Source organism: Streptomyces sp. 351MFTsu5.1, assembly GCF_000383655.1.
In the GTDB taxonomy this organism is placed as follows: Bacteria; Actinomycetota; Actinomycetes; order Streptomycetales; family Streptomycetaceae; genus Streptomyces; species Streptomyces griseorubiginosus.
Map to the genome: position 1 here is coordinate 1 of NZ_KB911812.1, position 8,292 is coordinate 8,292.

10 protein-coding genes are annotated in these 8,292 nt (G+C 71.9%); 4 read left to right on the plus strand and 6 right to left on the minus strand.

Translation table 11 applies throughout. From position 1 onward, the window contains the following. Positions 1-556: biotin carboxylase N-terminal domain-containing protein (locus H295_RS44555; protein ID WP_028810094.1), on the minus strand; the 556-nt coding region annotated here is incomplete at its 3' end. Positions 557-934: 378 nt separating this feature from the next. On the opposite strand from H295_RS44555, the gene H295_RS0142305 reads away from it, so the two are divergent. After that, positions 935-1,456: a hypothetical protein gene (locus H295_RS0142305; protein WP_020141423.1), complete on the plus strand. Its 522-nt coding sequence runs from the start codon at positions 935-937 to the stop codon at positions 1,454-1,456. Here the strand turns inward: H295_RS0142305 and H295_RS0142310 are convergent. The 4 genes from H295_RS0142310 to H295_RS0142325 form a co-directional block, all read right to left on the minus strand. Further along, positions 1,425-2,045 (minus strand): nucleoside triphosphate pyrophosphatase, encoded by a 621-nt coding sequence (locus tag H295_RS0142310; protein WP_020141424.1) that lies wholly within the window; start codon positions 2,043-2,045, stop codon positions 1,425-1,427. The two genes, H295_RS0142305 and H295_RS0142310, sit on opposite strands and share 32 nt — an antisense overlap. A gap of 5 nt (positions 2,046-2,050) precedes the next feature. Next, entirely contained in the window at positions 2,051-2,179 is a 129-nt protein-coding gene (gene mmpB / locus H295_RS48525; RefSeq protein ID WP_267974108.1) for a morphogenic membrane protein MmpB, read from the minus strand. A gap of 109 nt (positions 2,180-2,288) precedes the next feature. After that, positions 2,289-2,495 (minus strand): acyl-CoA carboxylase subunit epsilon, encoded by a 207-nt coding sequence (locus tag H295_RS0142320; RefSeq protein WP_020141425.1) that lies wholly within the window; start codon positions 2,493-2,495, stop codon positions 2,289-2,291. A gap of 9 nt (positions 2,496-2,504) precedes the next feature. Further along, complete coding sequence (locus H295_RS0142325) at positions 2,505-4,097, minus strand: acyl-CoA carboxylase subunit beta (protein WP_020141426.1); 1,593 nt, start codon at positions 4,095-4,097, stop codon at positions 2,505-2,507. 111 nt (positions 4,098-4,208) lie between these two features. On the opposite strand from H295_RS0142325, the gene H295_RS0142330 reads away from it, so the two are divergent. Together H295_RS0142330 and H295_RS0142335 are read left to right on the plus strand one after the other, a co-directional pair. Next, positions 4,209-5,072: a biotin--[acetyl-CoA-carboxylase] ligase gene (locus H295_RS0142330; RefSeq protein WP_020141427.1), complete on the plus strand. Its 864-nt coding sequence runs from the start codon at positions 4,209-4,211 to the stop codon at positions 5,070-5,072. A 105-nt stretch (positions 5,073-5,177) separates the two neighbouring features. Beyond that, the gene (locus H295_RS0142335) at positions 5,178-6,269 is read left to right on the plus strand and encodes an adenylate/guanylate cyclase domain-containing protein (protein ID WP_020141428.1); all 1,092 of its coding nucleotides are present in this window, start codon (positions 5,178-5,180) and stop codon (positions 6,267-6,269) included. A gap of 75 nt (positions 6,270-6,344) precedes the next feature. Here H295_RS0142335 and H295_RS44560 read toward each other — a convergent pair whose 3' ends face one another. After that, positions 6,345-7,028, minus strand: coding sequence for a hypothetical protein (locus H295_RS44560; protein ID WP_020141429.1), 684 nt, complete (start codon positions 7,026-7,028; stop codon positions 6,345-6,347). A 200-nt stretch (positions 7,029-7,228) separates the two neighbouring features. Between H295_RS44560 and H295_RS0142345 the strand changes: the two genes are divergently transcribed. Next, positions 7,229-8,032: an enoyl-CoA hydratase/isomerase family protein gene (locus H295_RS0142345; protein WP_028810264.1), complete on the plus strand. Its 804-nt coding sequence runs from the start codon at positions 7,229-7,231 to the stop codon at positions 8,030-8,032. Positions 8,033-8,292 lie beyond the last annotated feature (260 nt).

The following is an 8,292-nucleotide window of genomic DNA, read 5'->3' on the forward strand; positions in this document are numbered from 1 at the left end:
CACGCACCGCCGAGTCGTACAGCTCGGGGACCTCCTCCAGGGTGCGGGCGACCTTCAGGCCGCGTCCGCCACCGCCGAAGGCCGCCTTGATCGCGATCGGCAGGCCGTGCTCCTGGGCGAAGGCCACGACCTCCTCGGCGCCGGAGACCGGGTCGGAGGTGCCGGCCACCAGCGGGGCACCGGCCCGCTGGGCGATGTGCCGGGCGGCCACCTTGTCACCCAGGTCACGGATCGCCTGCGGCGGCGGGCCGATCCAGATCAGACCCGCGTCCAGGACCGCCTGCGCGAACTCGGCGTTCTCCGAGAGGAACCCGTACCCCGGATGGACCGCGTCCGCGCCCGCCTCACGCGCGGCCCCCAACACCTTCCCGATATCGAGATAGCTGGTGGCCGGAGTGTCACCGCCCAGGGCGAACGCCTCATCCGCGGCGCGGACATGCAGAGCGTCCCGGTCCGGGTCGGCGTACACGGCCACGCTCGCGATACCGGCATCCCGGCAGGCCCGGGCCACGCGGACAGCGATTTCGCCACGGTTGGCGATGAGCACCTTGCGCACGATTGAGGCTCCCTCCTTGAAACAAGCCGAGTTTAGGGACTGCCGACACGGCTCTTCGACCCGTCCCCCGTGGTGAGCTACCCCACACGGAGCGTGATACGGGGCTCACCCACGAGCGAAATCCCTTGTCGCACCTCGGTACGCAGGACTCCTCCCGAAAACCCTAGCCCTCCTCTGTGGTCAAGGTCTCTGTAAGAGCGTGCTGCGGACCACTTCGTTTCTTTGTGGAGTCCCTACGAATGGCCCAATGATTCTTTGCCCCCGGCGGAACCCTTGTCCCAGGGTTTACCCGTTAGTAGCGTTCGCGCTGGTATCGAACGTACTTCGGGTAACAAGAGCGCGGCTCGAAAGTGGGTGGGACCGGTGATACGCAGGCCGGTGGCGTGGATCGTGGCGGTCGTCCTCTTCGTCGAGGCGTTCGGTGTCGCCCTGCTGAACTGGATCATGGCCAACGTCGTCGACGGGCAGAACATGTCCCTCGCCGGCCTCGACCCGGACGCCATGGTGATGTCCTCGAAGGTGGGCGCCGTCGTCTTCGGCCTCTACTTCGCCCTGTGCGCCCTGGTCGCTCTGCTGGTGGCCCTGCGCAACCGTCCGCCGGCCGGCCTCGGCCGCATCCTGCTGATCAGCGTGGCCGTGGTGCACGGGCTGCTCGCCGCCGTCGCCTGGGCGCTGATCGGCCGGCCGCAGTTCGCGTTCATGATCGTGATGCTGGCGCTCATCGTCCTGCTGCTGATGAGCTACGACGACCATCCGGAGCCGGCGGCCGCCACCGGGCCGCGGGACACCGACGGGCCCGGCGACCCCGAGGCCTCCGACGAGCCGAAGGACGCCACGGAGGCCGCCCCGGAGGCCGCCGAGTCGCCGCTCACGCCTCCGCCGGCGCCCACAACTCCGTGATGCCCACGCCCAGTCGGGCCAGCAGCCGGCGCAGCAGCGGCAGGCTCAGGCCGATCACGTTGCCGTGGTCGCCGTCGATGCCCTCGATGAACGGGGCCGAACGGCCGTCCAGGGTGAACGCCCCCGCCACGTAGAGAGGTTCGCCGGAGGCGACGTACGCGGCGATCTCGTCGTCGGTCGGCTCGCCGAAGCGGACGACCGTGGAGGCCACGGCGGAGACGTACCGGCCGCTCGTCGTCTCGTAGACGCAGTGGCCGGTCTGCAAGGTGCCCGCGCGGCCGCGCATGGCCTTCCAGCGGGCCGTGGCCTCCTCGGCGTCGGCGGGCTTGCCGAGCGCCTGGCCGTCCAGGTCGAGCACCGAGTCGCAGCCGATCACCAGGGCCCCCTTGACGGCGGGCTGTGCGGCCACGACGGAGGCCTTCGCCTCGGCGAGTGCCAGGGCCAGTTCGGCGGGGGTGGGGGCCGTGACGGCGTCCTCGTCGACGCCGCTGACGATGACCTCGGGGGTCAGGCCCGCCTGGCGGAGCAGGTTCAGCCGGGCGGGGGACTGGGAGGCGAGGACGAGGCGGCGGCGCGGCTGATCGGTCATGCGGGTCAGCGTAGTCCGACCACAATCATCGCGAGCACCATGGCCAGCGCCATGAAGATGCCCAGCCGCCGAAGCATCTCCTGCATGTCGCGGAGTTCCTTCGGGGGTTCGTCATCGGGGTCGGACCACAGCATGCCTCTAGCGTGGGGCTTGGCGGAGGAGGGCGCCTGAGTACGGGTACTTAAATAGGCGCCCTTTGTTGTCCTTCCGTGCGCGGTTCCCCGCGCCCCTGGGCAGGTGCAATCACCCCGGCCAGTACGTGCGGGTCCATGCCGTGGGGCTTGGCTGCGGCAGACGGCGGCCTGCGATCCGCGCGGGGTCGGACCAGGCCGGCCTTGGTTCCTCCGCGCCGGACGGCTCCGGTGCCGCCGCGGCGCGGGCCCTGACCACCGCCAGGGCGGCGGCCAGTTCCTCCGGAGTGGGGTTGCCCCGGACGACCTTGATGTTCACAGCGTCTCCTTAGAGGGGGATGTTGCCGTGCTTCTTCGGGGGCAGGGACTCGCGCTTGGTGCGCAGCTGGCGCAGGCCCCTCACGACGTGGCGGCGGGTGTCCGACGGCATGATCACCGAGTCGATGTAGCCGCGCTCGGCCGCGATGTAGGGGTTGAGGAGGGCGTCCTCGTACTCCTGGATCAGCCGGGCCCGGGTCGCCTCCACGTCACCGGCGGCCTCGGCCTCGGAGATCGTGCGGCGGTGCAGGATGTTGACCGCGCCCTGGGCGCCCATCACCGCGATCTGGGCGGTGGGCCAGGCCAGGTTGAGGTCCGCGCCGAGGTGCTTGGAGCCCATGACGTCGTACGCACCGCCGAAGGCCTTGCGGGTGATCACGGTGATGAGCGGGACGGTCGCCTCGGCGTAGGCGTAGATCAGCTTGGCGCCCCGGCGGATGATGCCGTCGTGCTCCTGGTCGACGCCGGGCAGGAAGCCCGGCACGTCCACGAAGGTGATGACCGGGATGTTGAAGGCGTCGCAGGTGCGGACGAACCGCGCGGCCTTCTCGGACGCCGTGATGTCGAGGCAACCCGCGAACTGCATCGGCTGGTTGGCGACGATGCCGACCGGGTGGCCCTCCACCCGGCCGAACCCGGTGAGGATGTTCGGCGCGAACAGCGGCTGCGTCTCGAAGAACTCGGCGTCGTCCAGGATGTGTTCGATCACCGTGTGCATGTCGTACGGCTGGTTCGCGCTGTCCGGGACGAGCGTGTCCAGCTCGCGGTCCTCGTCGGTGACCGCGAGGTCCGCCTCCTCCGGGAACACCGGTGCCTCGGACAGGTTGTTGGACGGCAGGTACGACAGCAGCTGCTTGACGTACTCGACGGCGTCCTTCTCGTCCCCGGCCATGTGATGGGCCACGCCGGACACCGAGTTGTGGGTGCGGGCGCCGCCCAGCTCCTCGAAGCCGACGTCCTCACCGGTGACCGTCTTGATGACGTCCGGCCCGGTGATGAACATGTGCGAGGTCTGGTCGACCATGACCGTGAAGTCGGTGATCGCGGGCGAGTACACCGCACCGCCCGCGCACGGGCCGACGACCAGGCTGATCTGCGGGATGACCCCGCTCGCGTGGGTGTTGCGGCGGAAGATCTCGCCGTACGCGCCGAGGGAGGCCACACCCTCCTGGATGCGGGCGCCGCCGGAGTCGTTGATGCCGATGACCGGACAGCCGGTCTTCAGCGCGAAGTCCATCACCTTGACGATCTTCTGGCCGTAGACCTCGCCGAGGGCGCCGCCGAAGACGGTGAAGTCCTGGGAGAACACGGCGACCGGGCGGCCGTCGACGGTGCCGTAACCCGTCACCACACCGTCCCCGTAAGGGCGGTTGTTCTCCAGGCCGAAGTTGGTGGAGCGGTGCCGGGCGAACTCGTCGAGCTCGACGAAGGAACCCTCGTCGAGGAGCAGCTCGATGCGCTCACGGGCCGTCAACTTGCCCTTGGCGTGCTGCTTCTCGACGGCACGTTCGGAACCGGCGTGCGTCGCCTCCTGGATGCGGCGCTGGAGATCCGCGAGCTTGCCCGCGGTGGTGTGGATGTCGATCTCTTCCGGCTCGGACATCGGTCTCGCGGCTCCCTGCCTGCTCAAAAGGGGGGACGGTTACTCATCCGTAGAGTAGTGGTGCCCCTACGAATCAGCAGTGCGGCGTTTCACACACCTAGGGTGGCTTGCATGACGCCGCGAGATGTTCCAGGAGACGACAGCCGCTGGTCGGACCTCGACCGGCCGCCCCTCAACGCCGCCGCGCTGCGCCGCGGCCTGGTGCGGGAGGGCGGGCTCTGGTCCGGGATCGAGGTGGTGGCCGGCACCGGCTCCACCAACTCCGACCTGGTCGCCCGCGCCGCCGCGGGCAAGGCCGCCGAGGGCGCGGTCCTCGTGGCCGAGGAGCAGACCGCCGGGCGGGGCCGCCTGGACCGGCAGTGGACCGCGCCGGCGCGCTCCGGCCTGTTCTTCTCCGTCCTGCTGACGCCGACCGAGGTGCCGGTCGCCCGCTGGGGCTGGCTGCCCCTGCTGACGGGCGTGGCGGTGGCCACGGGCCTGTCCCGGTCGGCCGGCGTCGACACCGCTCTGAAGTGGCCCAACGACCTGCTGGTGACCGTCGGCGGCCAGGAGCGCAAGGCGGGCGGCATCCTCGCGGAGCGGGCGGGGGACCACGGGGTCGTCGTGGGCGTGGGCATCAACGTCACGCTGCGCGAGAACGAGCTGCCGGTGCCGACCGCCGGCTCGCTGGCACTGGCCGGAGCGGTGAGCACGGACCGGGACCCGCTGCTGCGGGGCGTACTGCGCTCCCTGGAGGAGTGGTACGACCGCTGGCGCGCGGCGGCGGGGGACCCGACGGTGAGCGGCTTGCAGGAGACGTATGCGGCGGGGTGCGCGACGCTGGGAAGACGAGTACGGGCCGAGCTGCCGGGAGATCGTTCGCTGGTGGGCGAGGCGGTGGCCGTGGACGGCGACGGCCGCCTGGTGATCGCGACGGAGGAGGGCGTACAGGAACCCGTGGGAGCGGGGGACATCGTCCACCTGCGACCCGCGTAGAGCCGGCACCGCTTCTCCACGCCCACGGGAGTGAGCTACCGCACACCTGCCGTACAGTTGAGGCCGGTCGATACCTGACCGTGACAGATCGGAAGGGCAGCAGGCGTGACCGTAGACGACACGGGCTCCGGCGCGGACGCGACCCCGCACCCGCTCGCCGTGCGTCTCGAACAGCTCATTCTCGGCGCCGAGCGGCGCTACACCCCCTTTCAGGCGGCCCGCACCGCCGGCGTCTCCATGGAGCTGGCCACCCGCTTCTGGCGGGCGATGGGCTTCGCGGACGTCGGCCAGGCCAAGGCGTTCACCGAGGCGGACGTCCTCGCGCTGCGCCGGCTCGCCGGTCTCGTCGAGGCGGGGCTGCTGAGCGAGGCCATGGCGGTACAGGTGGCGCGGTCCACCGGGCAGACCACCGCCCGGCTCGCGGAATGGCAGATCGACTCCTTCCTGGAGGGTCTGACCGACCCTCCGGAGCCGGGCATGACCCGTACCGAGGTGACGTACCCGATCATCGAGCTGCTCCTGCCCGAGCTGGAGGAGTTCCTCGTCTACGTCTGGCGCCGCCAGCTCTCCGCCTCCGCGGGGCGGGTCGTGCAGGCCGCCGACGACGAGGAGATGGTCGACCGGCGGCTGTGCGTCGGCTTCGCGGACCTCGTGGGGTTCACGCGGCTGACCCGCCGGATGGAGGAGGAGGAGCTCGGCGAACTCGTCGAGGCCTTCGAGACCACCGCCGCGGACCTCGTGGCCGCGCGCGGCGGGCGGCTCATCAAGACCCTCGGCGACGAGGTCCTGTACGCGGCCGACGACGCGGCGGTGGCCGCGGAGATCGCGCTGCGGCTGATCGAGACCATGGCCAACGACGAGACCATGCCCGAACTGCGGGTCGGCATCGCCTTCGGCACCGTGACCACCCGTATGGGTGATGTCTTCGGTACGACGGTGAACCTCGCCTCCCGGTTGACCTCGATAGCTCCCCGGGATGCCGTGCTCGTCGACTCCGCCTTCGCGGAGGAGCTCATCCGGCACGGCGAGGCGCCCGCCTCCGAGGCGGAGGCGGCCGAGGCCGCGGCAGCCGCCGAGAAGGAGGGCGAGGAGCCGCCGACGTACCGCTTCGCGCTCCAGCCGATGTGGCAGCGGCCGGTGCGTGGGCTGGGCGTGGTCGAGCCGTGGCTGCTGACGCGCAGGGACGAGACGCTCTAGGACCTACGGCCGCTCCGCTCTAGGGCCTACGGCCGCTCCAGGGCCTTCGGCCCCTGTGTGACCGGCCGGTGGGCTTCACCGCTGCTGCACGCACAGGCCGATGATCGGTACGCACAGGCCCGGGGCGGGGCGGGTCGACTGCGTCGGCTGTGCCGTGGGGGCCGGGGCAGGGGCCTGGGTCGTCGGGGCTGTGGTCGGCGCCGGGTGCGGTTGCGGGGCGGCGGTCGTCGTCGGGGCGTGGGGTGCGGTGCCGGCCGTGTGGGTCGGGGCGGGCGCGTTCGGAGCCTCCGGGATCGTCGTGGGGGCCGCCGCGAAGGGCTGGGGCACGGCGGAGGCGGACGCGGTGGGTGCGAGGGGTGCGCCCGCTGTGGGGGTGGCCGAGATCCCGCCCATGACGGCCGTGGAGGACGGGGTCACCTTCGGGACGGAACCGATGGTCGCGGCGGCGTTGGTCGCGCGCTCCGTGCCGGGGTCGGTGCCCGCGTCGGCGCCCGGGCCGACGCCCGTGCCGTTGCCCGTGTCCGGGGCCGCCTGCGGGTCCGTGTCCGTCGCGCCGAAACCGCCCACCGTGTGGTCGGGGGCCAGCCGTACGAGGCTCAGCGCGCCCGCGGCCAGGGCGAGGCCGCCCGCCGCGAGGAGGACCTTGCGGGGGCGGGGCTTGCGGTGGCGGCCCCGGGGGCCTCTCGGCCCGCGTGAGCCGAAGAGGCGGGCGCCTTCGCCGTCCGCGAGCCCCGTCGTCATCGTGACCGTCGCCGTCATCGTTCCTCCCCTGTGTGCCCGCGCCCCCTGTGCGCCGTGGCGGGGCGCACGTTATGCGCTGCGATGGGCGGTGGGGGAGGAGTTGGGCGGGATGTCACTCGAACGGGGTGTCGGGCGGTTCGGCGGGAACCTTTCGTGGACGGGGCGGGGCTGCGATGATCGGAGCGTTCTTGTTAACCCGCGTTAACTTGGAGGGCCTGGTGGGCGAGGAGCGGTTCGGGGAGTTCGTGCTGGTGCGGCGGCACGGGGAGAACGGGGTCGTCGAGCTGGTGCTCGACCGGCCCAAGGCGATGAACGCGGTCTCGACGGAGATGGCGCGGTCGGTGGCGGGGGCGTGCGCGGCGCTGGGGGGTGACGAGGGCGTGCGGGTCGTCGTGGTGACCTCCACGCATGAGCGGGCGTTCTGCGTCGGGGCGGATCTGAAGGAGCGGAACTCCTTCAGCGACGCGGATCTGGTCCGGCAGCGGCCGGTGGCTCGGGCGGCGTACACCGGGGTGCTGGAGCTGCCGGTGCCGACGATCGCCGCGGTGCACGGGTTCGCGTTGGGCGGCGGGTTCGAGCTGGCGCTCTCGTGCGATCTGATCGTGGCCGACGGTACGGCGGTGGTGGGGTTGCCGGAGGTGTCGGTGGGGGTGATTCCCGGGGGCGGCGGGACGCAGTTGCTGCCCCGGCGGGTGGGGGCGGCTCGGGCCGCCGAGCTGATCTTCACCGCGCGGCGGGTGGAGGCGGAGGAGGCGTACGGGCTCGGGCTGGTGGATCAGCTGGTGCCGGCGGGCGAGGACCGGGCTGCGGCGCTGGCGTTGGCGGAGCGGATCGCGGTGAACTCGCCGGTGGGGCTGCGGGCGGCGAAGCGGGCGCTGCGGCTGGGGCAGGGGTTGGATCTGCGGGCGGGGCTGGAGGTGGAGGACGCGGCGTGGCGGTCGGTGGCGTTCTCGGAGGACCGGGCGGAGGGGGTGGCGGCGTTCGCCGAGCGACGGGCTCCGCGGTGGCCTTCGGCGATGTAGCGGCGTGGTTGTCGGTTGTCTGCGGCGTGGTGGGGGCGGGCGTTTTGCGCAGTTCCCCGCGCCCCTGAGATGCCTGCGGCGGCCCGTTGCGGTTCGGTGGGGGCTTGTGTAGCGCGTGCGGGTGCGTTGTGGGTCGGTGCCGGGGTGGGGGGTGTCCGTCCTCGGTCCGGCGGCTCGGTCTCTTGGTCAGTTCTCGGTTCCGGACGCCGGCCGCTGCGGGCGGACACCCCCCACCCCGTCCCCTTCACGCCGTACGCGGC